The sequence below is a fragment of the Frigoribacterium sp. Leaf263 genome, from assembly GCF_001422285.1.
Taxonomy (GTDB): domain Bacteria; phylum Actinomycetota; class Actinomycetes; order Actinomycetales; family Microbacteriaceae; genus Frigoribacterium.
This window is the reverse complement of the sequence record NZ_LMMO01000001.1, coordinates 511,682-537,354: the sequence shown is the minus strand read 5'-3', so window position 1 is coordinate 537,354 and position 25,673 is coordinate 511,682. Positions and strand designations below refer to the sequence as shown.

Below are 25,673 nucleotides of genomic sequence, written 5' to 3'. Positions count from 1 at the left end.
CGCCTCCTAGGCTCGTCGCGTGGACCTCGTCACCGACCTCTGGACCCGCATCGCCCTCGTCGCGCCGCCGCTGCCCCTGCCGTGGCTGCTCGCGTCCGTCGCGGCCGGCCTCGTCGCCGTGCTCGTCCCCGGCGTCTGGCGGATTGTGCGGCACGCCGTCACCGTCGTGCACGAGGGCGGGCACGGTCTCGCGGCGGTGCTGACCGGTCGGCGGCTGTCCGGCATCCGCCTGCACTCGGACACGTCGGGGCTGACCGTCTCGAGCGGGCCGCGCACGGGTCCGGGCATGGTCGTCACCCTGCTCGCCGGCTACACCGCGCCGGCCCTCGCCTCGCTCGGGGCCGCCTGGCTGCTCTCGGCGGGGTACTCGGCCGGACTCCTCTGGGCGCTCCTGCTGCTGCTCGCCCTGATGCTCGTGCAGATCCGCAACTGGTTCGGACTGTGGGTGGTGCTGGTCGGGGTCGCGCTCGTCGTCGGGGTGACGTTCGCGGCGACGCCGCCGTGGCAGAGCGCCTTCGGGGTCGCCCTGACGGCTGTGCTCGGCTTCGGCGCCCTGCGCGCCTGCCTCGAGCTGCAGCGCAGCCGGCGACGATCGCGCACGACCGGGTCGGACGCCGATCAGCTCGCCGCGCTGACCCGGGTGCCCGGCGTGGTCTGGGTGGGCGTGTTCGTGCTCGTCTCGCTGGCCTGCCTCGGGGGCTCGGCGGCGCTGCTGTTCCCGCAGACCCTGGAGCTCGCCCGGTCGTTCGGCTGACGCGAGCGGATCAGGCGGGCGCGGATCCGAGCGCGTGGACGGGGAGGCGCGGGGCCAGCCGGTCGCGTCCGCCCAGACCGTCGAGCTCGAGGAGGACGGCCAGGCCGACGACCTCGTATCCGGCTCGCTCGAGCAGGGTGACGGTCGCCTCGGCGGTCCCGCCGGTGGCGAGGACGTCGTCGACGACGAGCACGCGGGTGCCCGCGGGGAGCTGACTCGGCCGCAGCTCGAGGGTCGCCTCGCCGTACTCGAGCGCGTAGCTCTCGCTGAGCACCTCGCCGGGGAGCTTGCCCGCCTTGCGGACGGTCAGCACGCCGACGCCCTGCTCGATGGCGATGCCGCCGGCGAGCGCGAAGCCCCGGGCCTCGATGCCGGCGACGGCCTGGAACGACCCGTCGAAGGGCTCGCTGAGCGCCGTGGTCACGGTGGCGAACGCGTCGGCGTGCGAGAAGAGCGGCGTGACGTCGCGGAAGAGGATGCCCGGCTTCGGGAAGTCGGGGACGACGGCGATGAGGTCGTCGAGGAGGGCGGAGACGTCGGAGGAGGACATTCGTCCGAGAGTACCGGGCGCGCTGTCGGTGGCCGGTGCCAGGGTGCTCCCATGACGCGCTTCATCGTTCCCCCGTATCTGCTCGCCCACCTCGCTGCGGCGGAGTCGCCGCGCCTGCACCGCGCACCCCGCGCCGCGCGGAACGGCCTGCTCGCGATGTCGGGGGTCGATCGCAACGCCGCTCCCCCGGTCGTCCGCTCGGCCGTCGACGCGCCGGGCAGGGCCGACGGACTCGACCGCTCGATCTCGGACGCCGAGGGCGCCGAGGAGCTGCCCGGACGCCGGGTGCGCGACGAGGGCGGGCCCGCCACCGGCGACGTGGCCGCCGACGAGGCGTACGACGCTCTCGGCGCGACGTACGCCCTCTTCGACGAGGTCTACGGGCGGTCGTCGATCGACGGCCGGGGACTGCCCCTCGACGCCACGGTCCACTACGGCCGGGATTACGACAACGCCTTCTGGAACGGCGAGCGCATGGTCTTCGGCGACGGCGACGGCGAGGTGTTCGGGCGCTTCACGGCGTCGGTCAGCGTGATCGGGCACGAACTCGCGCACGGCTTCACGCAGTACACGGCGAACCTCGTCTACCAGGGCCAGTCGGGCGCCCTCAACGAATCGGTCAGCGATGTCTTCGGCGCCCTCGTCGAGCAGCACCTGTTCCGCCAGACGGCCGACGAGGCCACGTGGCTGATCGGCGAGGGGCTGTTCCTGCCCGACGTGCAGGGTCGCGCTCTGAGGTCCATGAGCGCCCCGGGGACCGCGTACGACGACGACGTCCTGGGTCGCGACCCGCAGCCGGCCCACCTCGACGACTACGTCGACACGACCGACGACGACGGGGGCGTGCATCTGAACTCGGGCATCCCCAACCGGGCCTTCTTCCTGACGGCGCAGGCGCTCGGCGGCTTCGCCTGGGAGCGCGCCGGTCGGATCTGGTTCGACTCCCTCACGGGCGGCGGGCTGCCTCCGACGGCCACGTTCGCCGTGTTCGCGGCGGCGACCGTGACGGCCGCCGAAGCGCGTTACGGCGTCGACTCCTCCGAGGCCGCGGCGACCATCTCGGGGTGGCGCGGGGTGGGGGTCGAGCCCGTCGCGTGAAGGGCGGCGCCGCCCCGGCGGGATCCCCGACCCGGCGGAGTAGCATCGCGCCATGATCGTGACCGTGCAGCGCACCGGCGGCTTCGCAGGTCTCACCCGGACGTGGCAGGTCGACGTCGAGGCCGAGCCGGACACGGACGCGTGGCTCGTCCTGCTCGACCACGTGCCGTGGTCGTCCGCGGGCTCCCGGGTCGCCGGCGTGCAGCCCGATCGGTTCGTCTACCTGATCTCGGCCGACACGCGTCCGCGCCGCAAGGCGAGACTGCCCGAGAGCGAGGTGACGGGCCCGTGGCGCGAGCTCGTCGACCGGGTGCAGCAGACGGCGTCCGTCGACGCCGCCCGCCCGGAAGGCCGCTGAGCATGGTGGCGTCGGCCCGGGTGCTCGGCCTCGTCGCGGCGCTCGCGCTCGTGGGCGGCGGGGTGTCCATCGCGGTCGCGCAGTCGGGCCTGCCGAACCGGGTCTCGGGATCGGAGACCGCGCCTCCCTGGCCCGTCCCCGCCGTCGCGGACCGCCCCGAGCGCGCCGCCGAGGCCGGCCTGACGAACGTCTGGGGCGAGGATCTCGCGATGCACGTCCACAGCCACCTGTCGATCACGGTCGACGGCGAGTCCGTCACCGTGCCCGGCGACATCGGCCACGACGCCGACACGCGCTTCGCCGCCCCGCTGCACACGCACGATACGACGGGCATCGTGCACGTCGAGTCGCCTCGTCGTGAGACGCTCGTGCTCGGTCAGCTGTTCACCGAATGGGACGTCCACCTCGACGCGACGAGCATCGGTTCGCTCGGCGCCGACGACGGCTACACGCTGACCACCTTCGTCGGCGGCTCGCGCTACGGCGGCGATCCGGCCGGCATCCGCCTGGGCGACTTCGACGACATCGCGCTGGTTCTCGCCCCGACGGGCGAGGCCGTGACCGCGCCTCCCGCCTTCGACTGGCCGGACGACTACAGGTAGCGGTCGCCGGTCCCGTCAGAGACCGGCGGGCCAGCGCACCGGCACCGGGAGACGGAGGGGCGTCGACTCGGGCGGGGCGCCCGACGCGATCGCCGCGACGAGGCGCGACGCCGCCACCCGGCCCAGGTGCTCGCCGTCGACGTCGATCGCCGGGACGCCCTCGAGGCCGAGCGCGTCGACGACCATCCTCTCGGAGCTGATGATCACCGGGCTCGGGCCGCCGGGGCCCCGGCCCGTCGCCCCCTCCGGCGACCGGCCCCGGAGGACGAACATCAGCCCGAGACCGATCGCGGTGGCGTAGGGCACGACGACGTCGACGCCGGACGCGATCACCTCGGCCGCCGCACGCACCCCCGCCTCGAAGGTGGCCGGGTAGGGGCCGAGGACGATCAGCTCCGCCCTCCCCCGGGCGGCCTCGACGACGGCCGCCGTCCGCTGGAGGTTCTGCCACGAGCCGTCGGGCCCTCCGAGATAGGCGATGCGGCTACGGCCGTCGTCGACGAAGCGCGAGACGAGCGAGCCGAAGGCCGTGGCCGTGTCGGCGACCACCGAGGAGGCGCCGGTCACCTCCCGGTCGACCAGCACGGTGGGCTTGTGCGCGATGGCCGCCCGCACCACGTCGTCCGGCCCCCGGGGCGCGACGACGATGAACCCGTCGACCTGGTGCGACAGCCGCTCGAAGGCCGTCAGCTCGTCGACGCCGGCCAGCGGGTGCACGGACACCGTCAGCTGCAGGTCGGCCTCGCCCGCCGCCGCCTGCGCGCCGGCGATGATCGGGGTGAAGAACGCGTTGTCGAGGGTCGGGACGACGACGGCGACGACGCCGGTGCGACCCCTGGCCAGCTGGCGGGCGGCGCGGTTCGGCACGAAGCCGAGCTTCTGAGCCGCCGACAGCACCCGGGCGGCGGTCTCGGGCGCGACGAGCTCGGGGCGGCTGAGCACCCGCGACGCGGTCGCCTTCGAGACGCCCGCGAGCAGCGCCACGTCGGCGAGGGTCGACGACCGCCCCGCGCCGCTCATGCCCGGCCCTCGTCGTCTGGTCGGCACCCCGTCGTCATCCCGTCAGCCTAGGGCGTCGGGTGAAACCGGTCTCGCGGATCGTGCGGCGCTTTTTACATGTTGTTTACACGGACCGACCTGTTCGGTCGTCGAGCGCCCGTAGGGTCGATGTAACCGGTTTCACCCGATGGGGCCGGTCGGCGATCCGAACCCGCCGCCCCGATCGGAGGCACACCGTGACGTCCCGCAAGCCCGCGCTGCTCCTGCTGCTGCCGGGCCTCCTCCTGCTCGTCGTGGGGTTCGCCGTGCCGTCCCTCGCGATGCTGTTCGCGCCTCCCGGGGTCACCGCCGGCGAGATCGTCGGCCGGCTCGGACAGATGCTCACCGACCCCTTCGACCTCCGCATCATCGGCCGCACGGTCGGTCTCGGCCTGATCGTCACGGCGATCTGCGTCGCCCTGGGGTTCCCCGTCGCCTACCTCCTGGCGCGCTCGACGTCGCGGTGGTCGGGGGTCCTCCTGGCGCTGGCGATCTTCCCGCTGCTGCTCAGCAACGTCGTCCGCACGTTCGGATGGCTCGTGCTGCTCGGCAGGAACGGCGCGATCGGCCAGCTGCTCGTCGCCGTCGGCCTCGTCGACGAGGCGCCGCAGCTGCTCTACACCGAGCTCGCCATCGTGCTCGGTCTCACTCAGCTCTTCCTGCCGCTCGCGATCATCTCCTGCTACTCGGCCGTCGCCCAGGTCGACCCCGGGCTCGACGACGCCGCCCGCGGTCTCGGCGCCAGCCGGACCCGCACCTTCTGGAGCATCGTCGTCCCGCTCTCGCTGCCCGGCGTCGTCGTCGCCGCGACCCTCGTGTTCGCCGGATCGGTCACGGCGTACACGACGCCGTACCTGCTCGGGGGCTCCGGTCAGCGGATGCTCGCCACGCAGCTGTTCTCGTACTCGAGCGTCACGATCGACTGGGCCGGCGCCTCCGCGACCGCTCTCGTCATGACCGTGCTCGTGTTCGCCGTCTCGGGTCTCTCGAGCCTCGTCGCCCGGAAGGGAGCCACCTCGTGAGAACCCGCCGCCCCGTCGCCGGCTCCCTCGCCGTCGCCGGCTACGTCGTCATGATCGTCCCGATCCTGTTCGTCGTCGCCACCGCGTTCACCTCGGGCAGCACCCTGCGGTTCCCGCCGCAGGGCTTCTCGCTCCGCTGGTTCGAGGCCGCGCTCGGCTACGACCCCTTCGTGTCGGCCCTGCTGTCGAGCCTGCAGCTGGCCCTCGTCGCGACGGTGCTCGCCCTGGCCGTCGGGGTGCCGGCGACCCTGGCCATCCACCGCGGACGGCTGCCCGGCAAGGGCCTCGTCGAGGGGCTGTTCCTCTCGCCCCTCATCGTGCCCGAGCTCGTCGTCGGTCTCGCCCTGTACCAGCAGCTCGTCATCGGGTTCCGGCTCGACAACTTCCCGGTGCTGCTGATCGGGCACACCGTGCTGATGCTGCCCTACGCAGTCCGGGTGACCGGCGCCTCCCTCGCTCTGGCCGACCCCGCGCTCGAGGAGGCCGCCCGCGGACTCGGCGCCTCGCCGCTGCGCGCCTTCTTCACCGTGACGCTGCCGCTGCTGCGCCCCGGCATCTTCTCGGCCGCGCTGCTCAGCTTCGTCACCTCGTTCAACAACGTGCCCCTGTCGCTGCTCCTTCAGAGCCGCGACTTCCGCACCCTGCCCGTCACGATGCTCGACTACGTGCAGCAGAGCTACGACCCCATGGTCGCGGCGATGGCCACGCTCATCCTCGCGGGGACCGTCGTCATCGCCGTCATCGCCGAACGCACCGTCGGCTTCGCCAAGATCTTCGGAGGCATCAACAGATGAGCACCGCAGCAGAATTCGTCGCCGTGAGCCAGGTCTTCGGCGACTTCACCGCCGTCGACTCGATCGACCTCGCGATCGCCGAGGGCAAGCTCACCACCCTGCTCGGGCCGAGCGGCTGCGGCAAGACGACGAGTCTCCGCATGCTCGCCGGGTACGCCGCTCCGACGTCGGGCACGATCCGCATCGACGGCGTGGACAGCACCCGCACCCCGCCCGAGAAGCGCGACCTCGGCATGGTGTTCCAGTCGTACGCGCTGTTCCCGCACCTCTCGGTCGCCGACAACGTCGGATACGGCCTGAAGCTGCGCGGCGTCGACACGGCCGAGCGCCGGCGCCGCGTGATGGAGACGCTCGACCTGGTCGGTCTCGCCCACCTCGCGTCCAGCCGACCGAAGAAGCTCTCGGGGGGCCAGCAGCAGCGCGTGGCGCTCGCCCGCGCCATCGCGATCCGCCCGAAGCTCCTGCTGCTCGACGAGCCGCTGTCGAACCTCGACGCGCGCCTCCGCGTGCAGATGCGGGCCGAGATCCGGCGCATCCAGGGCGAGACCGGCCTGACCGTCGTGCTCGTGACCCACGACCAGGACGAGGCGCTCGAGATGAGCGACGACATGGTCCTCATGCGCGCCGGACGCATCATGCAGCAGGGCGCCCCGCAGCACGTGTTCCCGAACCCCGCCAACCGGTTCGTCGCGGAGTTCCTCGGCTACGAGAACTTCGTCACGACCGCCGACGGCACGGCGCTGGCCGTCCGCCCCGAGCACCTCACGGTCGCACCGGGCGCCCCGTCAGGAGGCGCGGCGCACGACGGCCTGCAGCTCGCGGCCCGCGTCACCGACGTCGCCTACCGCGGGGTCGACCTCCTGGTGACCGTGCAGGCCGTCGACGCGGCCGGTGCCGAGGTGCGCCTCGTCTCGGACGTCCGCAGCACCGGGGTCGAGTCGATCGCGATCGGCGACGCGGTGACCGTGGAGGCTCCGGCCGCACGGCTCGTCACCGTCGCCGACTGACCGCGGCCCGACGAGGCCGACCCGCGCCTCCTCGGCCGCTCCCCCTCGCCTCAGCAGCATCACCCTCCCGACCGGTCTCGCCGAGACCGCCCCGAAAGGACACCATCATGACCACGACCATCCGCACCCGCCTCGCGCTCGTCGCCGGCGTCGCCGTCACCACCCTGGTGCTCGCCGGCTGCTCGTCGAGCAGCGGAGAGGCCGACGCCGACACGATCACCGTGAGCACCTTCCCCTTCGGGGTCGAGGAGTTCCAGGAGGCGGTCATCGACCCGTTCACGGAGGAGACCGGCATCGAGGTCGTCGTCGACACGGGCTCGAACTCGGACCGCCTCTCGCAGCTGCAGCTCGCAGGCGGCGAGCCCGAGGTCGACGTGATGCTCATCTCGGACTACTACGCCGCCCTGGGCCAGGAGGACGAGCTCTTCCAGCAGGTCGACGCCTCGGACGTCCCGTCGCTCGACGAGATCGCGGACTTCGCGACCGAGGAGGAGTACGTCGGACCCGCCTACAGCTACCAGCTGAACGGCACCCTCTACTCGACCGACGAGCTCAGCGCCGACGAGGCCGCCTCGTGGAGCCTCTACGGCGACGACGCCCTCGCGGGCCGTGTCGCGTTGCCCGACATCTCGGTCACCGCGGGCCAGCTCATGGTCTCGGGCGTGGCCGACGAGTACGGCGACGGCCCGTACGACATCGACGCGGCCCTCGACCAGCTGGGCGAGTGGGCCCCCGGCGTGCTGCAGTTCTACAGCTCGTCGACCGAGGTCACGAACCTGCTGACCCAGGGCGAGATCGTCGCCGCGGACTCGCTGAGCGGCTTCGCCACCGACCTCGTCGCCTCCGGCGAGCCCGTCGCGTGGACCGCTCCCGAGACCGGCCGCTACATGGCGACCAACCGCGCCATGATCCCGACCGGCGCCGCGAACGTCGACGGCGCCGAGAGGTTCATCGACTACCTGCTCTCGGCCGAGGCCCAGACCGCGTCGGCCGAGATCGTGGGCGATCTGCCCGTCAACCCGGCGGCCACCGTGCCCGACACCATCGAGGCGGTCGTGGGCGACATCGCGGCCGACCCGGTCGCCGCCGGCTACTCCACGCTCGACCCGACCGAGCTCGTCCCCACGCGCTCGGAGTGGGTCGACCGCTTCGCCCGCGAGGTGACGTCGCGCTGATGGGCGACGAGACCACGACCGGTTCCGCCCTGCCCGGGGCGTACCTCGACCGGCTGCCGAAGGCCGATCTGCACTGCCACCTCATCGGCACGGTGCGGGCCGCCACCTTCGCCGAGCTGGCCCGTCGCGAGGGGCTCGCACTGCCCGACGAGCCCGAGCGGATCTTCGCGGACATCAACTCGCTGCCGCCCGACCCGGCGCTCTACCGCGACACGCGCATCCCCGTGCCGCAGGGGCGCAGCGCCGACGAGCCCGCGGTGTCGTACTCGCTGTTCCAGGCGTCGAACTGGGTGGTCGACGTGCTCCGCGACGCCGACGATCTGACCCGGATCGTCTACGAGGCGTTCGAGGACGCCCACAGGAGCAGCAGCACCCGCCACCTCGAGCTGTTCTTCGACGGCGTGCCCCCGCACCTCGAGTCGCTCGGCTACGTCGGCTCCGTCGAGGCGTACGCGGAGGGCATCCGGATGGCCGAGCGGGACTTCGGCATGACGGGTCGGATGATCCAGGGAATCGACCGCAGCCGGAGCGGCGAGCACGCCCTCGGTCTCGTGCGGCAGGTCGTCGACCACCCGCACGAGTACGTCGCGGGGATCGGCCTCGACAACCTCGAGACCTCGGGCCCGCCCGAGCGCTTCGCGGACGCCTACCGCCTCGCGGGCGAGGCCGGGCTGGGCCGCACCGCGCACTCGTCGGAGCACGCGCCGACGGCCGTGAACACCGTCACCTGCCTCGATCTGCTCGGCTGCGATCGCATCGACCACGGCTATTACGTGCTCGAGGACGACGAGGTCGTGGCCCGGATGCGCGATGAGCAGGTCGCGTTCACGGTCGTGTCGACGACGTCGCGGCGCTCCTGGCGGCCCTGGCGTCGCGCCTCCATCGAGGCGATGCTCGACGCCGGGCTCCGCGTCATCCCGGCGTCGGACGACCCGGGCATGTTCCCGACGACGCTCGCCGCCGAGTACCGCATCGTCCACGAGCGGATCGGCGCGACCGCGGAGCAGGTCCGCTCGATGGCCCTGGCCGGGGTCGACGCGAGCTGGCTGCCCCCCGCCGAGAAGGCGGAGCTGCGGGGTCGGTTCGAGTCCGAGATCGCCGCGCTCGACGCGGAGTTCGGGCTGACCCGCTCCTGAGCCGCGGGTCAGCCGACCAGCGTGAGCCGCTGGGTGGGGCGCGTCATCGCGACGTAGAGACTCGCGTTGCCGCGCTCCGACCCGGTGCGGATGCGCTCGGGGTCGACCACGACGACCGAGTCGAACTCGAGACCCTTCGACGTCGCGGGGCTCAGCACGGAGACGGGCCTGGTCAGGGACGACGTGCCGGCGGCCACCAGACCGGGGAAGGCCTCGGCCAGCGCGTCGACGAGCGCGCCGACCGCCTGCGCGGGCGCGATCACGGCGAGGGTCCCGTCGGAGTCGATCGCACGGTCCGCCCGGACGGCCTCGACCGTCGCGCGGACGAAGTCGTCCCGCGAGGAGGCGCCCGTCACCTCGCGCACGGGCCATTCGCTCGACCGCACCGAACGACTGGGAGTCACGTGGAGCCCGGAGGCCACGGCGATGCGCTCGGCGTACTCGACGATCTGCGTGGGAGTGCGGTAGTTGACCGTCAGCTCCTCGAGGGTCCAGGGTGCGCTCGTCGGCGCCTCCGTCCCCCGGCGGCGCCGCCCGAGGAGGCTCTGCAGGGCGCGGTCCCATGAGGTGGCCGAACCGGGGCTGGACGCCTGGGCGATGTCGCCGACGACCGTGAACGACCGCAGGGGGCAGCGCCGCGACAGCAGACGCCACTGCATCGGCGAGAGCTCCTGCGCCTCGTCGACGACCACGTGCCCGAAGGCCCAGGTGCGATCGCCCGCCGCTCGCTCCGCCGTGGTCATCGAGGCGGCCCGCTCGGCGAAGCCGCCTGCGATCTGCTCGGCGGACACCATGCCCTCGACCCCCATGTTCTCGATCGCGCGCTCCGCGTTCTCGATGTCGCGCTTGCGCTGCTGCTTGCGCGCCAGCTTGTCGGGGTCGACCCCGGCCTGGAACTCGCCGAGCAGCTCGGCCGCCTCGTCGAGGAGCGGGACGTCCGAGATGGTGAACTCCGACCCGCGGGGTCGCTGCAGCAGCGCGCGCTCGGCCGGGCTCCACCGCGGGGTCAGCGAGGCGAGCCAGTTCGGGCGCGCGAAGAGGTCTTCGACGAGCTTCTCGGCCGAGAGGGGCATCCACGCCGTGTTGAGCAGCACCCGGACGTCGTACGACTGCCGGATGTCCTCGCGGAGGACCGCCTCGTCGGACTCGTCGACGGTGGTGCCGTGCTCGCGCATCTGCGCGACGAGCAGTCGCGTGAGCGCCGACAGCGCGGCCTTGTTGAAGGTCACACGGCCCTCGTTGTGCGGCTTGCTGCGCTCCTGCGCCCGGCGCATCGCGTCGCCGATCAGGTCGGGGTGCACGACGAGCCGCTCGCCGTTGATGTCGATGGTCGTGGCCTCGGTCGGGCGGATCTGACGCGAGCGCACGGCGCGGCGGATGAGATCGGCCATCTCGGCCCGGCCCTTGACGGCCGCCGTCGCGGGTGCGTCGTCGAGCTGCGTCTCGAGCCCCGGGTAGAGGCCGCCCAGACTCGAGAGGACGACTCCGCTCTCGCCGAGCGACGGCAGGACCTGCTCGATGTACCGCAGGAACGACCGCGACGGCCCGACGACGAGCACGCCGGACCCCCGGAGGCGCTCACGGTGCGAGTAGAGGAGGTACGCGGCCCGGTGCAGGGCGACCGCGGTCTTGCCCGTGCCGGGTCCGCCCTGGACGACGAGGACCCCGTCGAGACCGGCGCGGATGATGCGGTCCTGCTCGGCCTGGATGGTCGCGACGATGTCGGTCATGCGGCCGGTCCGCTGCGCGGTGAGCGCCGCCATCAGCGCGCCCTCGCCCTGCAGCTGGACGTCGTCGCGGTCGAGGAGGTCGGGATCGAAGACCTCGTCCTCGAGTCGCGTCACGGTGCGCCCGTCGAGCGTCAGGTGACGGCGCGCACGCACGCCCTGCGGAGTCGCGGCCGTCGCCTGGTAGAACGCCGCAGCCCCCGGGACCCGCCAGTCGAGCAGGATCGGGTGGTGCACCCGGTCGCGGAGCCCGATGCGGCCGATGTACCGGTACCGGCCCCCGCCCCCGTCGCCCGCGGGGGCGTCGGGGTCGCCGCTCTGCCCGAGCTCGTCGGGGTGCTCGAGCTCGAGACGGCCGAAGGCGAGTCGCTCGTCGACGGCGCCGAGCTGCGCGATGGTGTCCTCGTACAGCCGCGCGTAGGCGTCCCGCTCGCTCCGGCTCTGGTGGTTGCCGCCGACGGTCTCGCGTCGCACGGTCTCGAGACGCCGTCGAGCGTCGGCTTTCAACTCGTCGAGTCGCGAGTAGAGCGTGCCCACGTAGGCGCGTTCGCGGTCCAGCTCAGAAGACAACAGTCACTCAACCCTTCGGGAAAGTCGGCGTGTCAGTCTACCCGTCGCCGACCGACCGAACGCCCCCCGCCGTGAGGCGAGGGGCGTCCGGGGGATCCGGCGAGGGTCGCTCAGAACTCCTCGTGGGTCTCGGGGTCGCCGTCCCACAGTCGTCCGCGTTCGAGACCGCTGATGGCCTCGACCTCGGCCGTCGTCAGCTCGAAGTCGAAGACGTCGAGGTTCTCGCGCTGCCGCCCGGCGTCCGCCGACTTCGGCACCGGCACGGCGCCCAGCTCGACGTGCCACCGGAGGACGATCTGCGTCGGTGTCCTGCCGTGAGCCGCCGCGATGTCGGTGACGACGCCCTCGGTGAGCAGCTCGCTCTGCTTCGCCAGCGGGCTCCAGCTCTCGGTCACGATGCCCATGCGCTCGTGGACGGCCCGGAGCGCCGCCTGCGGGAAGTACGGGTGCAGCTCGACCTGGTTCACCGCCGGCACGACCCCGGTCTCGTCCGCCAGACGCTGGAGGTGCGCCTCGGTGAAGTTCGAGACGCCGATGGACGACACGAGGCCCTCCTCCTGCAGCGCGACGAACGCCCGGAAGGCGTCGACGTACTTGTCGACGCGCGGCAGGGGCCAGTGGATGAGGTAGAGGTCGACCCGCTCGAGCCCCAGGTTCCCGAGACTCTCGCGGAAGCTGGCGAGGGTCTCGTCGTACCCGTGATGACGCCCGGGCAGCTTGGTCGTGACGACGAGCTCGTCGCGGGGGACGTCGACCCGGCGGATCGCCTCGCCCACGGCGCCCTCGTTGCCGTAGTTCAGCGCCGTGTCGATGAGGCGGTAGCCCGACTCGATGGCGGTCGCGATCTGCCCGGCCCCCTCGGAGCCGTTCATCCCGTAGGTGCCGAGTCCGAGAGCCGGGAGCAGGTGACCGTCGTTCAGTCCGATCGACGGAACCGGCATCAGCTGACGCCGAGCAGGTCGATGACGAAGATGAGGGTCTTGCCCGAGAGCGAGTGCCCTCCGCCGGCGGGGCCGTAGGCGAGGTGCGGAGGCAGGACGAGCTTGCGGCGACCGCCGACCTTCATGCCGGGGATCCCCTCCTGCCAGCCGCGCACGAGGGCGGCCAGGGGGAAGTTGATGGGCTCGCCGCGGTTCCACGACGAGTCGAACTCCTCGCCGGAGTCGTACTCGACGCCGAGGTAGTGGACGTTGACGGTCGAGCCGGCCTGCGCCTCGTCGCCGTCTCCGACGGTGATGTCGGTGATCTGCAGCTCGCTGGGCGCGGGGCCCTCGGGAGCGTCGATCTCGGGCTTGGTGCTGGAATCGTGAGTCATGTCGACCATCCAACCACCCGTCGCGTGCGGGTCGACCGGTCGAGCACCCCGCGGCCCCCGCCGAAGAAGGCGGGTCGACCGCTCGCGTCCTCCCTGCGAGGCCCGAGTGGTCGACCCACCGTCCATCCGCACCGAGATCCACTCATCGATGCGAACGAATGGACGATACCTCCGGTGCCGGGTCGTGCAAAATCGGCGATGATGGAGGCTTGTCCACTCCTCCCGGCTCCGCTCGGCGACCGCTCGTCGTCGATCTCTCGCCGCTCCGCGCCAGCCCGGCCTTCGCCCGTCTGTTCGTCGGCAACACGGTCAGCGGGATCGGCACGCAGCTCACCGTCGTGGCCGTGGGACTCGAGGTCTACGACATCACCCGGTCGACCTTCGCCGTCGCCCTCGTCGGCGCCTTCTCGCTCGTCCCGATGATCATCGCCGGGCTCTACGGCGGCATGCTGGCCGACGCCTTCGACCGCCGGAAGGTCGCCCTGATCGCCGCCGTCTTCGCCTGGCTCTCGACCGCCGCCATCGCGCTGCACGCCTGGCTGGGGATCCGGGAGGTCGCGCTGCTGTACGTGCTCGCCTGCGTGAACGCCGTCGCGGGGACGATGATCTCGACCTCCCGGGCGGCCATCGTGCCCCGCCTGCTGCCCCCGCGCCTCCTGCCCGCCGCAGCGGCCCTCGGCGGCATCGGCACGGGGCTCATGCTGACCGTCGGCCCGGCCCTCGCCGGCATCCTCGTCGCCGGCGTCGGGTTCCCCCTCACCTACAGCGTCGACGTCGTGCTCTTCTCCTTCGCCTTCGTCGGGATCCTCACGCTGCCGCCGATCCGACCCGAGGGTGCGACCAGCCGGCCCGGATTGTCGTCGCTCGCCGAGGGGATGCGGTTCCTCCGGCGCTCCCCCAACATCCGCACGACGTTCGTCGTCGACCTGATCGCCATGACCTTCGGGCAGCCGCGGGTGCTCTACCCCGTGGTCGGGACGCTGGTGATCGGAGGAGGCGCGGTGACGGTCGGAGCCCTCACCGCCTCCTTCGCCGTCGGATCGCTGCTCAGCAGCGTGTTCTCCGGCCGACTCGGGCAGGTGCGACTGCAGGGCCGCGCCGTCAACCGGTCCGTCGCGGTCTACGGCGCGTTCGTCGCGGCGTTCGGGCTCGTGCTGGCGCTCACCCCCCTGCGACCGGGAGGCGGTCTCGACGACGGGCTCGCCGCGGCCCAGCCCGTCGCACTCGTCGCTGCGGCCGTCGCCCTCGCCGGCGCGGGTGCGGCCGACAACGTCAGCTCGATCTTCCGGTCGACCATCCTGCAGGCCGCGGCTCCGGACTCGATGAGGGGGCGCCTCCAGGGGATCTTCATCGTCGTCGTGACCGGCGGACCGCGCCTCGGCGATCTGTTCGTCGGCCTCGTCGCGGCCGTCGGGGTCTTCTGGCCGCCGCTGCTCGGCGGGGCGCTCGTCGTCGTGCTGGTCGGCGTGGTCGCCCGGCTCACCCCGTCGTTCCGCCGCTACGACGCGGAGGCGCCGACTCCCTGAGCCGCCCGGCGGCCGGCGCCCGGCGTCCGGCGCCCGGCCTCACCACTGGGGCGGCAGCGCCCGCCCCCACTGGTCGTACATGACCGGGCGTCCGACCGCCTCCGGGGCGTCCCCGTCGTACCCGCCGCCCGTCGGCCGGCCCGAGCCGTCGACCCGGGGGGCGCCGTCGGGCCTCGGCGCATGCCCGACGAACGCGGTGGGCGGAGCCTGCAATGCGGCGCGACTCGCGCCGAGCGCCTGCAGCAGGAGGGCCTCGTCGCGACCGGCGACGGCGTCCATCTCGCGCCGCCCCTTGAGCATCCGCTGCCGCGTCGCCGCGAGTCGCGTGGCGTCCGACACGAACCGCCTCATGGCCGGGCCGAGCCCGTTCGCGGCGGCCCACCGACGTGCTCGGCGGCGACCCGCCGACGTCGACAGCATGGCGACCTCGTCGGCGCTGAACCAGCCGACCGCCGCGTACTCGGCGAGTCGCGCATGGGTCGTCCGCCTCTCGCTGCGTCGCAGGAACACCACGAGACCGACCATCGCGGCGAAGATCGGCACCTGCACGAGCAGGTAGTAGGCGAAGAACGCCCCGCCGACCACGATGAGCGCGCCGTTCCAGAGCGCGTGCAGGGCGATGGCGGGAACGAGCCCGACGAAGAAGAAGCCGATGGCGCCGAACGGCCCCGTGCGCCGCGCGGCGTAACCGAGCGCGACACCCGTGCAGGCGGTGTACATGACATGCGCGAAGGGCGACATCAGCGCCCGCACCAGGAACGTGAAGACGAGCCCCTGGCTGCCCGTGGCGAGGTCGTCGGCGACCTGCACGGCGAAGTACTGGATGTTCTCGACGAAGGCGAACCCGGCCGCCACGGTCGCGGCGTAGACGATTCCGTCGACCGGTCCGTCGAAGTGCCGTCGGAAGATCCAGAGGACGAGCAGCACCCCGAAGCCCTTGGCGCCCTCCTCGACGAGCGGGGCCTGCACCACGGCGCCGAAGAGATCGGCCGAGTCGCCGTCGGCGAGACCGACGACGGCGCGGATGTTGCCGACCACCACGTCGACGACGAGCGCCGTCCCGACCGCGACCGCGGCGCCCCAGAGGAACGCGAAGAGCAGCGCGACCCTCGGCTCGGGCTCCCAGCGGTCGACGAGCCAGATGCCGACGAGCACGATCACGAGCGGCACGAAGGCGAGGAGGGCCCCGGCGGCGATGAGCGAGGGCCGCAGGAAGATCAGGAAGTACACGACCACGGCGAGCGCGAACACCCCGATGACGGTGAAGCCGACCGCGAGCGCGACGGTGCTGGCGACGCGGGGCCGAGGAGGCGCGGGTCGGCTGAACACCGGCTGCACCGGGTACCACACCGGCTGCGGGTTCGGAGTGACGGTCGACGATCGGCGGGGATCGTGGCCGCGGGGCTCGTTCCAGGTCATGTCATGACCCTAGAGCCAGCCGTCGGCGGCCGACCGGGCGGGAGCCGCGCCTCCTCGGCGGTACCCTCGGCAGATGCCCTCGACCCGGTCCCTGCCCGAGGACCCGACGATGGTCCGCTACGTGGTGATGCGCGTCTGGCACGACTTCCTGCGGCATCGCACCATCGACGCCGCCGCGTCGCTGACCTTCTTCTCGCTGCTGGCGCTCGTGCCCACCGCGCTCGCCCTGGTCTCGGGCGTCGCCCTGTTCGTCGGCGACGGCGGCGACGCGGTGACCGACATCCTGGGGGTCGCCCGGTACGTCCTGACGGCGAACGCGGTCGAGTCGCTGCGGGGGCCGCTCGAGCAGATGCTCAGCCTCTCGAACCCCGGCGTCGCGTTCGGCATCGGCCTGTGGCTGACGCTGTGGTCGCTGTCGGCGTACGCGACGGCGTTCGGCCGCGCGATGAACACCGCCTACGAGGTCGAGGAGGGGCGGCGCATCTGGAAGTTCCGCGGGCACATGATGATCGTTACCGTCGTGCTGATGGTGTCGCTGGCTCTCATCGCCGTCATCCTGCTCGTCACCCCGACCCTCGTCGAGGCCATCGCGGGCCGGGTCGGCATCGGCCGGCCGTGGACCGATCTCTACAACGTGCTGAAGTGGCCGGTGCTCGTCGCACTCGCCGTGCTGTCGGTCGCGGTGCTGTACTTCTTCACCCCGAACGTGCGCCCGCCGCGCCTGCGGTGGGTGTCGTACGGCGCCATGGTCGCCCTCGGCGGCTGGGCCCTCGCCACCGCCGGGTTCGCGACGTACGTGCTGACGGTGTCGAACTACGACCGGTTCTACGGCTGGGTCGGCGGGGTCGTGGTCGTGCTGCTGTACGCCTACATCAGCAACTTCGTGCTCGTGATCGGCGGGGAGCTCGACAGCGAGATCCTCCGCATGCGTCAGCTCCGGCGGGGGGTCCAGGCCGAGGAGGTCATCCCGCTGCCGATGCGCGACACGGCCCGCAATCACATCCTCGCCCGGAACACCGCCTGGGACGTCCGGGTCGGCCGTGCGATCCGCGAGCGGTCGCTGCGCGAGAACGGCGGAGTGCTCGACCCGGACGAGTTGCGGCGGCTGCACGTCCGCACCATCAGCGACCGGACGGGCGACGAACGCGAGCGCGCGGCCGAGCGCTCCGAGCAGGTCGACCCCACCAGCCACGCGCCCTCGGCCCCCTGACGGCCGCCGGCGCCGAGGGCTGACGGCGAAGGAGGCGCGGTGCCGGTCGCAGCGGCGCCGCGCCTCCTCGACGGTCGGGCTCGCGTGTCAGCCGGCGGTCTCGTCGGCGGGGTTCCGCGCCCCGGCCGAGTTGGCCGCCCGGGCGACGGCGGCGGCGGGGTCGTCGACGTCGATGACGGGGATCGAGCTCGTGACCGCCTCGAGCCCGGAGAGACGGGCGGGCGAGAGGACCTTCTGCACCTGCGACTCGCTCATGAGCCCCGCCGCGACGACGAGCGCCGAGATCGAGCCGTTGGTCGTCAGCGCCGTGTGGGCGATCGCGGCCGCGGCCGCGTAGCCGATGTAGGGCGTCAGGGCGGTGACGCTGCCGACGTTGGTGTCGACCTGCTGACTGAGTCGCGCCCGGTTCGCCTCGATCCCGTCGACGCAGTTGACCCGGAGGGTGCGGCAGGCGTAGGTCATCCACTGCAGGCTCTGCATGACCGAGTGCGTGATGACGGGCTCGAACGCGTTGAGCTGCAGCTGCCCGGCCTCGGCCGCCATCGTGACGGTGAGGTCGGCGCCGGCCACCGAGAACGCGACCTGGTTGACGACCTCGGGGATCACGGGGTTGACCTTGCCGGGCATGATCGACGAGCCGGCCTGCCGCGGCGGGAGCGTGATCTCGCCGAGCCCCGCCTGCGGACCCGACGACAGCAGCCGCAGGTCGTTGCAGATCTTGGAGAGCTTGATGGCGCTCCGCTTGAGCGCCCCGCTGAGCGTCATGAAGACGCCCGTGTCGCTGGTCGCCTCGATCAGGTCGGGTGCCGTGACGAGCTCCATGCCCGACAGCTCGCCCAGGTGACGACGGACGGCCTCGGCGTACTGCGGGTCGGCGGTGATGCCGGTGCCGATGGCGGTCGCGCCGAGGTTGATCTCGCCGAGCAGGGGGATGACGTCGCGGAGTCGCTGCACGTCTTCGCCGAGGGTGTGGGCGAAGCCGACGAACTCCTGGCCGAGGGTCATCGGCACGGCGTCCTGCAGCTGCGTGCGACCGACCTTCAGCACGTCGTGGAACTCGGCGCCCTTCGTCGCGAACGCCGTCGCCAGGAGGTCGAGCTCGTCGAGCAGCCGACGGAGCGTGAGCACCATGGCGATCTTGACCGACGTCGGGTAGGTGTCGTTGGTGCTCTGGCTGCGGTTGACGTCGTCGATCGGGTGCAGCCGGGCGTAGTCGCCCTTGTCGTGGCCGAGCAGCTCGAGGGCCCGGTTGGCGATGACCTCGTTGCTGTTCATGTTCGTCGACGTGCCGGCGCCGCCCTGGATGACCCCCACGGCGAACTGGTCGTGCAGGGCCCCGCCGCGGATCTCGACGCAGGCGCGCTCGATCGCGTCGGCCTTGACCGGATCGAGCACGCCGATCTCGACGTTCGCCCGAGCGGCCGCCTGCTTCACGAGGGCGAGGCCGATCACGAGGTCGGGGTACACCGAGATGGGCCGCTGCGAGATCGGGAAGTTCTCGAGGGCCCGGGAGGTGTGGATGCCCCAGTAGGCGTCGGCCGGCACCTCCCGGCTGCCCAGCGAATCGGTCTCGGTGCGGGTGGCTGCTGTGTCGGTCGTCACGGGTGGTGCGCCTCCGGTCGTCAGTCGGGCCCGGTCGTCGTCGGCCGGGCGATGCCCTCGACCCTACCGGCGTGAGCGGGCGCGGGCCGGTCCGCCGAGGAGGCGCGGAGCGACGCCCGCAGGCCGCCTCAGCTGTGGAGGGCGGGGACGATCAGGTAGATGCCGAAGAGGACGCCGACGGCGCAGAGGACGAAGCAGGCCCAGCCGGCTGCCGTCCGGCCCGTCGTGCGGTCGTCGACGGTCAGCAGGCGGAGGCCGAGCGAGTAGAGCGAGACGAGCGCGGCGGCGGAGCACAGCGACACCAGCGCCACGACGAGGAAGGCGGACCAGTCGATCATGAGCGCACCTCGTCGTCGGGGGTGGAGCCGCCGCGGGTCGGGGCGGGGGCCGGCGGATCGTCCATCCGCACGAAGGGGGCCTCGACGCCGGCCGCCGGCGTGTCGACCCGGCCTCGGCGCTCGGCACGACGGGCGCGACGACGCGAGAGGACGGACGTCGCGGCGAGGTCGACCTCGATGGCCGCGCCCTGGTCGTGAGGACGACGGCGCGAGATCAGGAAGATGCCCCCGATGACCGCGACGCCGACGACCGCGTCGATCACGAGACCGACGACGCCGACCGAGGCGATGAGCGCCGCCAGGGCGCCGACCGCGGCCGAGGCCGGCAGGGTGATGAACCAGGCGACGACGATCTTGCCGGCCGTGCCCCACTGGATCTTCGAGCCGCGGCGCCCGAGCCCGGCGCCGATGATGGACCCGCTGGCGACCTGGGTCGTCGAGAGCGCGAAGCCGAGGTGGCTGGACGCGAGCACCGTGGCCGTCGTCGACGCCTCGGCCGAGAACCCCTGGGTGGGCTTGACCTCGGTCAGACCGCCGCCCATGGTCTGGATGATGCGCCAGCCGCCGGTGTAGGTGCCGAGCGCGATCGCGAAGGCGCACACGACCACGACCCAGAACGGCGGACCGGAGTCGGGGGTCAGGAGTCCGCCCGCGATGAGCGTGAGCGTGATGACGCCCATGGTCTTCTGCGCGTCGTTCGTGCCGTGGGCGAGCGCGACGAGCGACGACGTGAAGATCTGCCCGTACCGGAACCCCCCGCGCTCGCTCTTGTCGTCGCGGCGGCGGGTGATCGTGTAGGCCAGCCGCGTCGCGGTGTAGCCGACGACCCCGGCGATCAGCGGTGCGAGGAGGGCGGGCAGCACGACCTTCGACAGGACGACCCCGAAGTCGACCGAGCCGAGGCCCGCCCCGACCAGCGCGGCGCCGATCAGCCCCCCGAACAGCGCGTGCGACGAGCTGGACGGCAGACCGCGGAGCCACGTGAACATGTTCCACACGACGGCGCCGATGAGCCCGGCGAAGATCATCTCGGGGGTGATCAGCACGCCGCCGTCGCCCTCGCGGATGATGCCGCCGGAGACGGTCCTGGCCACCTCGGTGCTGAGGAACGCCCCCACGAGGTTCAGCACGGCGGCGACGGTGACGGCGACCTTGGGCTTCATCGCCCCGGTCGCGATCGGGGTCGCCATCGCGTTCGCGGTGTCGTGGAAGCCGTTGGTGAAGTCGAAGAAGAGGGCCACCGCGATGACCAGGACGACGATGAGCGTGATATCCACCGGCCTGAGTGTCACAGGTAGGTGAACGGCGGTCAACTCGGAGGGGGACGGCGGGTGTCCCGCCGGCGTCGCCCCGGGGTCGCCCCGCGTCAGACGTGGGGCACGAAGTCCTGCCAGGCGCGGCGGCGCTCGCCGCGCGGATCATGCTCGACGCGGTCCTTCGCGTCGATGATGAGGGTCCGGCGGCGGAACGGGTCGTAGGTCGGCCAGCCCTCGACCGAGCCCGTCCGGACGAACTCGAGCCACCGAGCCCGGGTGCGGGCCGATGCCCGGACGAAGGCGCGCCTCCCGCCCAGCAGGCTGAGCGCCCAGCCGAAGGGGGTCCGCATCCGGTCGTAGATGCCCCAGAGCTCCAGCCCGTGGAAGGCGTCGATGCCGGCCACCCGCAGGATGCGCGTGGCCGCGTCGAACCGGTAGAACCGGACCGGCTGATGGACGGCGTGACGCTCGGCCACCTTGACGCTCGGGTACCAGAACGCGAAGTCGCCGCCGAAGTCGAGCGCGGCCGGTCGGGCGGGCAGGCCGGGGTAGTGCTTCTTGATCTCGCGTCGGGCCTTCTTCCTCGTCGCGGCGAAGATGGCCCGGATGCGCGGCTTCGTCGTCGCGAGGATGTCCCGGCGACCGGTGAACACGGAGCCCTCGCGGTCGTTCGTCCCGATGATCAGCGGCACGGGGTGCGCGCGCCCGGCCTTGAACGCGTCGAGCGGCCGCTCGGGCAGGAAATCGCCGTCGATCACCGGGCTGAAGCAGATCGTCCCCGGATCCTCGTCGGGGATCCGGAGCTGCAGCCGGCTCGCGGCCCGGACGATGGCCGACGTGGGAGCCCGGACGAGCAGCTCCGCCGCGTCGTCGACCGAGGTCGATTCGAGGTCGTCGTCGTGCAGCGCGTGCGTCAGGATCTCGAGGAACTCCCCCGCCCACCGCTCGGTGACGTCGGGTGCGTAGATCGCGTTCGGCGGAGCGCTCTGGGCGATGGCCCCCGAGAACAGCCCCCGCGCCCGGGGCACGGTCATGAGCGTGGTGACGGCGTTGCCGCCGGAGCTCTCGCCCGACAGGGTCACCCGACCCGCATCGCCGCCGAACGACCTCACGCAGTCGCGCACCCACTCGAGCGCGGCGACCTGATCACGGAGCCCGAGGTTCGACTCGAGCGGGTGCTCGTCGGTGGCCCAGTGCGTGAAGTCGAGGTAGCCGAACGCCCCCAGCCGGTAGTTGAAGCTCACGTAGACCACACCGCCCTCGCGGACGAGCGTCTCACCCTGACGCGGGTGCTCGCGAGACGATCCGACGCTGTACGCCCCGCCGTGCACGAAGACGAGCACGGGGAGGTCGTCGCCCGGCCCGCTGCCCTCGGGCGCGACGACGTTGATCGTCAGGCAGTCCTCGCTGAGCGGCGTCGTGGCGTCGACCCCCACGAACTGCACGCGATCCTGCGGGGCCGCCGGGCCGAACCGCGTCGCGTCGCGGACGCCCGACCAGCCGGCGGCGGGCTGCGGCGCTCGGAACCGGAGGGGACCCACCGGAGGCGCGGCGAAGGGGATCCCGCGCCACGCGACCACACCGCGCTCGCGCAGGCCGCGGACCCGCCCCTGCGGGATGGTTCGGACGAGGTCGTCGGCGGGTGCGCTCACCCGATGATGCTACGAGCGTCACGCCTGACGGTCCGCCGCGTTCACCCGACGTTCTCCTAGCGCCGCGCTGCGAAGATGGAGGCGACATCTTGCAGTCGCTGCACCCGGCGCGACTGCCCGACACGACGGGACGCCACACGCCGCATGGAACTCGCCGAGCTCCTCATCATCCTCACCGGGTCGCTGATCGTCACGGCCTTCGCCCGGTGGCGGGGTCTGCCGGCCCCGCTTCTGACGGTCGGCGTCGCCCTGCTGGTGTCGCTCATCCCCGGCGTCCCCGACATCGAGATCGACTCCGAGGTGATCCTCACCGTCGTGCTCCCGCCGCTGCTCTACTCGGCGGCCCTCGACGTGTCGCTGCTGAACTTCCGCGAGAGCCGCGCGCAGATCGCCCGTCTCGGCGTCGGCGCGGTGGTCGTGACCGCCTTCGCGGTCGGCGGCGTCGCGTACGTGATGATCCCCGACATGTCGCTTCCCGCCGCGCTGCTCGTCGGGGCCGTGGTCGCGCCTCCCGACGCCGTCTCCGCCGCCGCCATCGGCCGGAGGCTCGGCCTGCCCCGCAAGGTCATGACCGTGCTGTCGGGCGAGAGCCTCATCAACGATGCGGCGTCGCTCACGCTCGTCAAGGTGTTCCTCGCCATCGTCGGCGGCGCGAGCCTCACCCTGTGGGACGACCTCGGCATCTTCGGGCTCGCCATCGGCGTCGGCGTCGCCGTCGGGCTCGTGCTCGGCTTCGTCGCGCACCGGGTGCGCATGCGCATCGACGACCCCGTCATCGAGAACGTCATCGGCCTGCTCCTGCCGTTCGTCGCCTACATCACCGCCGAGGAGCTCAGCGGCTCGGGCGTGCTCGGCGTCGTCGCCGCCGGTCTCTACGTCGGCTTCAACTCGCCCCGCACCGGCTACGCCACGCGCCTCCAGGAGCGCCCCTTCTGGTCCGCCGCCGACGTCGTGCTCGAGGGGTTCGTCTTCGCCCTGATCGGACTGCAGCTGCAGGCGGTCGTGCTCGACGTGGCCGAGAGCGAGCGGGGCCTCGGACAGAGCGTCGGGGTCGCGCTGGCCGTGCTCGCCGTCGTCATCCTCGTCCGCCCGCTCTTCGTGTTCGGCAGCCACTACGCCGCCCGCGCCTCGCGCTACGTGTTCCTGTCGCCGCTGCTGCGACGGCTCCGGCGGGTGCCGACGCTCCGGCGCGTCCGGGCCACCCGGGGGCTCCGGACCGTCCGCTACCGGCCACAGCCGCGCATGGACTGGCGTCAGCTGACCGTGATCTCGTGGACGGGCATGCGCGGGGTGGTCACGCTCGCCGCGGCGGTGTCGATCCCCGCTGTGACCGAGTCGAGCATCGCGGTCCCCGCGCGCGACACGATGTTCCTCATCGCGTTCATCGTGACGGTCGGCACGCTCCTGATCCAGGGGCTGACCCTGCCGGTCGTGATCAGGGCGCTCGGGGTCCGCGACGACACCCAGCGCGACCGGGACCTGGCCGCCGAGCTCGAGATCTTCGGCACCAGCACCGACGAGACCATGGCCTACGTCGAACGGCGCCGTCCCGTCTGGGAGGAGCGCTGGGGCGCGGAGCTCACCGACCGGGCCGTCCGGTCGACCACCTCCCGTCTGCTGCGTCAGAACGAGGCCCTGGAGCGCACCGCCGTCGACGACGCCGACGAGCGCGGCTCGGACGGACGGGACGCCGACGGCGAGCCCGGCGCCCGGGTCGCGAGCAGCCGCGAGGCCCCGCACGCGATCGGCGTCATCCGTCGCGAGCTGCTGGCCAAGCGGCGCGAGGTCGTGCTGCGCGAGCGCGACGCCGGCAACCTCGACGAGGAGGTCATGCGCCGGGTGCTGCTCGGGCTCGACGCCGAGGAGCTCGCCATGGACACCTCGGCGCTCGCCAGCAGGCGCTCGTGATCCGCGGGCGTACCGTGGGCGGGGCACGACGAAGCGAGAGGACGGCGGCGATGGACGCGACCGGGGCATCGATCACGGGCGGCTCGACCGGGGGCTCCGACGGCGATCCGACGTCCGACGGCGAGGTCGTGGCGGGTCATCCCGAACCCGGCCGCTTCCGTCGGTGGTACTCGACGCTGCACCCGTCGCTCCAGCTGATCGGGCTCCAGCTCTGGCTGCCGCTGTTCTTCATCGTCGGCTTCTGCCTCTGCTACATCGCCGCGTTCCACGCGCCGCACCCCCACGACGTGCCCGTCGCCGTCGTGGGGTCGTCCGCCCAGCTGCAGACGACCCTCGACGAGCGTCTGCCGGGCGTCATCGATCTGCGGGCCTACGACGACGCAGCCGAGGCCCGCGCGGCCGTCACGAGCGGGCGGGCGGCCGTGGCCTATGACCCCGGCGACGACCTGCTCTACACCGCGAGCGCCCACCAGTACCAGGTCGCGGCGCTCATCCCGGCGATGCTCACCCCCGTGATCGAGGCGTCCGGCGCCCCGGCGCCCGCCGTCACCGATCTGGCGCCGCTGCCTCCGTACGACGAGTACGGCACCGTCTCGCTGTACCTGATGCTCGCCTGGTGCATCGGCGGCTACATGGTCGCCATGTTCATCGGGCTGATGGGAGCCCCCCTGCGGCATCGCACCCGGACGACCGTGATCGTCGTGGGAGCGGCCGTGATCTCGCTGATCACCAGCACGCTGGCCGGGCCCGTGGTCGGCGCGGTGCAGGGGCACTTCGTCGAGCTGGTGCTGCTCGGCTGGGGCTGGATCATCGCGATCGGCCTGACGGTCAACGGCATCAGCTACTTCGTGGGCCGCTTCGTCGCGCTGCCCGCGATGATCGTGTTCGTCTTCCTGTCGATGCCCGCCTCGGGAGGCGCGTATCCGGCCTGGTTCATGCCCCAGCCCTTCGCGTGGCTCAACAACGTCGTGGTGGGCAGCGGCATCACCGAGATGCTCAAGAGGGCGCTCTACGACGTGGGGCCGGGCTACGGCCGGGGTCTGACGATGATGCTCGTCTACGCCGGGGTGGGCGTCGTCCTGATGATCACCGGCAAGGCGTGGTGGGAGCGTCGGCGGGTCCGCCGGATCGTGACGGGTCGCACGACGATGTTCCTCGACGCGCAGAACGCGAACCGGGACTTCCTGGCCGCGGAGCGCGACGACGTCCTGCGGCGCCACGGACTCGCGTCGAGCGACACCGGCACGATCAGGACCGTCGCCGTCGACGAGCGCGGGGAGCTCGACGACGGCACGTCGGGCGATCCCCTGCTGGGCTCGCCGGGCGGCCTGGAGGACGACGCCCTCGACACCCGGCCGATCCCGACCCGCCCTCGCGGGTAGGCTGACCGGTCGTGAACCGCCGCTCCTCGCACCGCCTGCTCGTCGCGATCGTCATCGCCCTCCTCCTCGCGGCCGCCGGCCTCTACGCGCTCAGCATCGTGCTCGCCCCGGGCGGGCGCGACGTCGCCGGGCTGTTCGTGGGCTACGCCTGGACGGCGCTCGCACTGGCCGTCGTCGCGGGGGTCGTCGACTTCTTCGTGCGGTCGAGCGGATCGCGGCGCGACGGGCGCTGAC

At 72.4% G+C, this 25,673-nt stretch carries 24 protein-coding genes; 14 read left to right on the top strand and 10 right to left on the bottom strand.

Annotated elements, in window-relative coordinates:
• Window positions 1-19: 19 nt before the first annotated feature.
• Window positions 20-754: a M50 family metallopeptidase gene (locus ASF17_RS02480; RefSeq protein WP_055794851.1), complete on the top strand. Its 735-nt coding sequence runs from the start codon at window positions 20-22 to the stop codon at window positions 752-754.
• Between the two features lie 10 nt (window positions 755-764).
• Here ASF17_RS02480 and ASF17_RS02475 read toward each other — a convergent pair whose 3' ends face one another.
• Window positions 765-1,304, bottom strand: a complete 540-nt coding sequence (locus ASF17_RS02475; RefSeq protein ID WP_055794849.1) for an adenine phosphoribosyltransferase — start codon at window positions 1,302-1,304, stop codon at window positions 765-767.
• Between the two features lie 51 nt (window positions 1,305-1,355).
• Between ASF17_RS02475 and ASF17_RS02470 the strand changes: the two genes are divergently transcribed.
• From ASF17_RS02470 to ASF17_RS02460, 3 genes are read left to right on the top strand one after another with little or no spacing between them, the layout of a single operon-like run.
• Window positions 1,356-2,402, top strand: coding sequence for a M4 family metallopeptidase (locus tag ASF17_RS02470; RefSeq protein ID WP_055794847.1), 1,047 nt, complete (start codon window positions 1,356-1,358; stop codon window positions 2,400-2,402).
• Window positions 2,403-2,454: 52 nt separating this feature from the next.
• Window positions 2,455-2,760, top strand: coding sequence for a protealysin inhibitor emfourin (locus tag ASF17_RS02465; RefSeq protein ID WP_055794845.1), 306 nt, complete (start codon window positions 2,455-2,457; stop codon window positions 2,758-2,760).
• A gap of 2 nt (window positions 2,761-2,762) precedes the next feature.
• The gene (locus ASF17_RS02460; protein ID WP_055794843.1) at window positions 2,763-3,362 is read left to right on the top strand and encodes a hypothetical protein; all 600 of its coding nucleotides are present in this window, start codon (window positions 2,763-2,765) and stop codon (window positions 3,360-3,362) included.
• Between the two features lie 15 nt (window positions 3,363-3,377).
• Here ASF17_RS02460 and ASF17_RS02455 read toward each other — a convergent pair whose 3' ends face one another.
• Complete coding sequence (locus ASF17_RS02455; protein WP_055794841.1) at window positions 3,378-4,382, bottom strand: LacI family DNA-binding transcriptional regulator; 1,005 nt, start codon at window positions 4,380-4,382, stop codon at window positions 3,378-3,380.
• Window positions 4,383-4,597: 215 nt separating this feature from the next.
• Here ASF17_RS02455 and ASF17_RS02450 point away from each other — a divergent pair, with 215 nt between their 5' ends.
• The 5 genes from ASF17_RS02450 (at window position 4,598) to ASF17_RS02430 (ending at window position 9,534) form a co-directional block, all read left to right on the top strand.
• Entirely contained in the window at window positions 4,598-5,422 is an 825-nt protein-coding gene (locus ASF17_RS02450; RefSeq protein WP_235476316.1) for an ABC transporter permease, read from the top strand.
• Window positions 5,419-6,216, top strand: a complete 798-nt coding sequence (locus ASF17_RS02445; protein ID WP_235476315.1) for an ABC transporter permease — start codon at window positions 5,419-5,421, stop codon at window positions 6,214-6,216. Before ASF17_RS02450 ends, ASF17_RS02445 begins: the two co-directional genes overlap by 4 nt.
• The gene (locus ASF17_RS02440) at window positions 6,213-7,223 is read left to right on the top strand and encodes an ABC transporter ATP-binding protein (protein WP_055794839.1); all 1,011 of its coding nucleotides are present in this window, start codon (window positions 6,213-6,215) and stop codon (window positions 7,221-7,223) included. The genes ASF17_RS02445 and ASF17_RS02440 overlap by 4 nt, the downstream gene beginning before the upstream one ends.
• 107 nt (window positions 7,224-7,330) lie before the next feature.
• Window positions 7,331-8,398: an extracellular solute-binding protein gene (locus tag ASF17_RS02435; protein WP_055794837.1), complete on the top strand. Its 1,068-nt coding sequence runs from the start codon at window positions 7,331-7,333 to the stop codon at window positions 8,396-8,398.
• On the top strand, window positions 8,398-9,534 hold the full coding sequence (locus ASF17_RS02430) for an adenosine deaminase family protein (protein ID WP_235476313.1): 1,137 nt from the start codon (window positions 8,398-8,400) through the stop codon (window positions 9,532-9,534). Before ASF17_RS02435 ends, ASF17_RS02430 begins: the two co-directional genes overlap by 1 nt.
• A gap of 8 nt (window positions 9,535-9,542) precedes the next feature.
• Here ASF17_RS02430 and ASF17_RS02425 read toward each other — a convergent pair whose 3' ends face one another.
• The 3 genes from ASF17_RS02425 to ASF17_RS02415 all read right to left on the bottom strand — a co-directional run bounded on the left by ASF17_RS02425 (window position 9,543) and on the right by ASF17_RS02415 (window position 13,146).
• The gene (locus ASF17_RS02425; protein ID WP_055794835.1) at window positions 9,543-11,834 is read right to left on the bottom strand and encodes a HelD family protein; all 2,292 of its coding nucleotides are present in this window, start codon (window positions 11,832-11,834) and stop codon (window positions 9,543-9,545) included.
• 107 nt (window positions 11,835-11,941) lie between these two features.
• Window positions 11,942-12,775, bottom strand: coding sequence for an aldo/keto reductase (locus ASF17_RS02420; protein WP_156357291.1), 834 nt, complete (start codon window positions 12,773-12,775; stop codon window positions 11,942-11,944).
• Entirely contained in the window at window positions 12,772-13,146 is a 375-nt protein-coding gene (locus ASF17_RS02415; RefSeq protein WP_055795575.1) for an FKBP-type peptidyl-prolyl cis-trans isomerase, read from the bottom strand. The genes ASF17_RS02420 and ASF17_RS02415 overlap by 4 nt, the downstream gene beginning before the upstream one ends.
• A 209-nt stretch (window positions 13,147-13,355) precedes the next feature.
• Here ASF17_RS02415 and ASF17_RS02410 point away from each other — a divergent pair, with 209 nt between their 5' ends.
• Entirely contained in the window at window positions 13,356-14,672 is a 1,317-nt protein-coding gene (locus ASF17_RS02410; RefSeq protein ID WP_235476310.1) for an MFS transporter, read from the top strand.
• A gap of 39 nt (window positions 14,673-14,711) precedes the next feature.
• Here ASF17_RS02410 and ASF17_RS02405 read toward each other — a convergent pair whose 3' ends face one another.
• Entirely contained in the window at window positions 14,712-16,091 is a 1,380-nt protein-coding gene (locus tag ASF17_RS02405; RefSeq protein ID WP_055794832.1) for a PrsW family intramembrane metalloprotease, read from the bottom strand.
• Window positions 16,092-16,164: 73 nt separating this feature from the next.
• Between ASF17_RS02405 and ASF17_RS02400 the strand changes: the two genes are divergently transcribed.
• Entirely contained in the window at window positions 16,165-17,301 is a 1,137-nt protein-coding gene (locus ASF17_RS02400; protein ID WP_082474979.1) for a YihY/virulence factor BrkB family protein, read from the top strand.
• Between the two features lie 87 nt (window positions 17,302-17,388).
• Here ASF17_RS02400 and ASF17_RS02395 read toward each other — a convergent pair whose 3' ends face one another.
• From ASF17_RS02395 to ASF17_RS02380, 4 genes are all read right to left on the bottom strand, one after another.
• Window positions 17,389-18,903: an aspartate ammonia-lyase gene (locus ASF17_RS02395; protein ID WP_055794830.1), complete on the bottom strand. Its 1,515-nt coding sequence runs from the start codon at window positions 18,901-18,903 to the stop codon at window positions 17,389-17,391.
• A 128-nt stretch (window positions 18,904-19,031) separates the two neighbouring features.
• Window positions 19,032-19,241, bottom strand: a complete 210-nt coding sequence (locus ASF17_RS02390; RefSeq protein ID WP_055794829.1) for a hypothetical protein — start codon at window positions 19,239-19,241, stop codon at window positions 19,032-19,034.
• Window positions 19,238-20,518 carry an inorganic phosphate transporter gene (locus tag ASF17_RS02385; protein ID WP_082474978.1) on the bottom strand — a complete coding sequence of 427 codons (1,281 nt, stop codon included), beginning with the start codon at window positions 20,516-20,518 and terminating at the stop codon, window positions 19,238-19,240. Before ASF17_RS02385 ends, ASF17_RS02390 begins: the two co-directional genes overlap by 4 nt.
• Before the next feature lie 89 nt (window positions 20,519-20,607).
• The gene (locus ASF17_RS02380) at window positions 20,608-22,149 is read right to left on the bottom strand and encodes a carboxylesterase/lipase family protein (RefSeq protein WP_055794827.1); all 1,542 of its coding nucleotides are present in this window, start codon (window positions 22,147-22,149) and stop codon (window positions 20,608-20,610) included.
• Between the two features lie 144 nt (window positions 22,150-22,293).
• On the opposite strand from ASF17_RS02380, the gene ASF17_RS02375 reads away from it, so the two are divergent.
• The 3 genes from ASF17_RS02375 to ASF17_RS02365 are packed head-to-tail and all read left to right on the top strand — an operon-like array spanning window position 22,294 to window position 25,672.
• Window positions 22,294-24,057 (top strand): cation:proton antiporter, encoded by a 1,764-nt coding sequence (locus tag ASF17_RS02375; protein ID WP_055794825.1) that lies wholly within the window; start codon window positions 22,294-22,296, stop codon window positions 24,055-24,057.
• Window positions 24,058-24,107: 50 nt separating this feature from the next.
• On the top strand, window positions 24,108-25,439 hold the full coding sequence (locus ASF17_RS02370; protein ID WP_055794823.1) for an ABC transporter permease: 1,332 nt from the start codon (window positions 24,108-24,110) through the stop codon (window positions 25,437-25,439).
• Between the two features lie 11 nt (window positions 25,440-25,450).
• Window positions 25,451-25,672 (top strand): hypothetical protein, encoded by a 222-nt coding sequence (locus tag ASF17_RS02365; RefSeq protein WP_055794821.1) that lies wholly within the window; start codon window positions 25,451-25,453, stop codon window positions 25,670-25,672.
• Window position 25,673: the final 1 nt, after the last annotated feature.

Bases quoted from the DNA above. Each gene is read 5' to 3' on its own strand.
- ASF17_RS02390 (WP_055794829.1), bottom strand. From the start codon at position 19,241: ATGATCGACTGGTCCGCCTTCCTCGTCGTGGCGCTGGTGTCGCTGTGC.
- ASF17_RS02430 (WP_235476313.1), top strand. From the start codon at position 8,398: ATGGGCGACGAGACCACGACCGGTTCCGCCCTGCCCGGGGCGTACCTC.
- ASF17_RS02375 (WP_055794825.1), top strand. From the start codon at position 22,294: ATGGAACTCGCCGAGCTCCTCATCATCCTCACCGGGTCGCTGATCGTC.
- ASF17_RS02455 (WP_055794841.1), bottom strand. From the start codon at position 4,382: ATGAGCGGCGCGGGGCGGTCGTCGACCCTCGCCGACGTGGCGCTGCTC.
- ASF17_RS02440 (WP_055794839.1), top strand. From the start codon at position 6,213: ATGAGCACCGCAGCAGAATTCGTCGCCGTGAGCCAGGTCTTCGGCGAC.
- ASF17_RS02370 (WP_055794823.1), top strand. From the start codon at position 24,108: ATGGACGCGACCGGGGCATCGATCACGGGCGGCTCGACCGGGGGCTCC.
- ASF17_RS02465 (WP_055794845.1), top strand. From the start codon at position 2,455: ATGATCGTGACCGTGCAGCGCACCGGCGGCTTCGCAGGTCTCACCCGG.
- ASF17_RS02405 (WP_055794832.1), bottom strand. From the start codon at position 16,091: ATGACCTGGAACGAGCCCCGCGGCCACGATCCCCGCCGATCGTCGACC.
- ASF17_RS02415 (WP_055795575.1), bottom strand. From the start codon at position 13,146: ATGACTCACGATTCCAGCACCAAGCCCGAGATCGACGCTCCCGAGGGC.
- ASF17_RS02475 (WP_055794849.1), bottom strand. From the start codon at position 1,304: ATGTCCTCCTCCGACGTCTCCGCCCTCCTCGACGACCTCATCGCCGTC.
- ASF17_RS02470 (WP_055794847.1), top strand. From the start codon at position 1,356: ATGACGCGCTTCATCGTTCCCCCGTATCTGCTCGCCCACCTCGCTGCG.
- ASF17_RS02435 (WP_055794837.1), top strand. From the start codon at position 7,331: ATGACCACGACCATCCGCACCCGCCTCGCGCTCGTCGCCGGCGTCGCC.
- ASF17_RS02400 (WP_082474979.1), top strand. From the start codon at position 16,165: ATGCCCTCGACCCGGTCCCTGCCCGAGGACCCGACGATGGTCCGCTAC.
- ASF17_RS02460 (WP_055794843.1), top strand. From the start codon at position 2,763: ATGGTGGCGTCGGCCCGGGTGCTCGGCCTCGTCGCGGCGCTCGCGCTC.